1 protein-coding gene is annotated in these 425 nt (G+C 62.4%); it reads left to right on the plus strand.

All coding sequences use genetic code 11. The annotated features are described in order from the left end of the window. On the plus strand, positions 1-273 hold a 273-nt coding region (locus EOE48_RS28940), incomplete at its 5' end, for an alpha/beta hydrolase (RefSeq protein WP_210249629.1). Between the last annotated feature and the right edge of the window lie 152 nt (positions 274-425).

Below are 425 nucleotides of genomic sequence, written 5' to 3' on the forward strand. Positions count from 1 at the left end.
CGCCTGGAAGCCGCCGGGGTAACGCTGCAACACTTGTTCATGATTGCCCCGGCAGTCATGCGCCTGACCGTCGAATTCCCGCTGCCACAGCACTGCCCGATCACCGTGGTGCAGCCAGATGCCGACGAAGTGGTCGCGCCGCAGCTGGTTTACGAATGGTCCGGTAGCCTGTCGCGCCCCCATGAGCTGCTGAAAGTGGCAGAATGCGGACACTTCTTCCATGGCAAGCTGACCGATCTGAAGGATCTGCTGCTGCCGCGCCTTTCGAACTGAGCCAAGCCTGAATAAGCGAACACCCATGACCACGCGCATTCTTACCGGTATCACCACCACCGGCACTCCGCACCTGGGCAACTACGCCGGCGCCATTCGCCCTGCGATCCGTGCCAGCCAGCAGCCCGGTGCCGACTCGTTCTACTTCCTGG

Origin of the sequence: Methylobacterium oryzihabitans (genome assembly GCF_004004555.2) — a bacterium.
Taxonomy (GTDB): domain Bacteria; phylum Pseudomonadota; class Alphaproteobacteria; order Rhizobiales; family Beijerinckiaceae; genus Methylobacterium; species Methylobacterium oryzihabitans.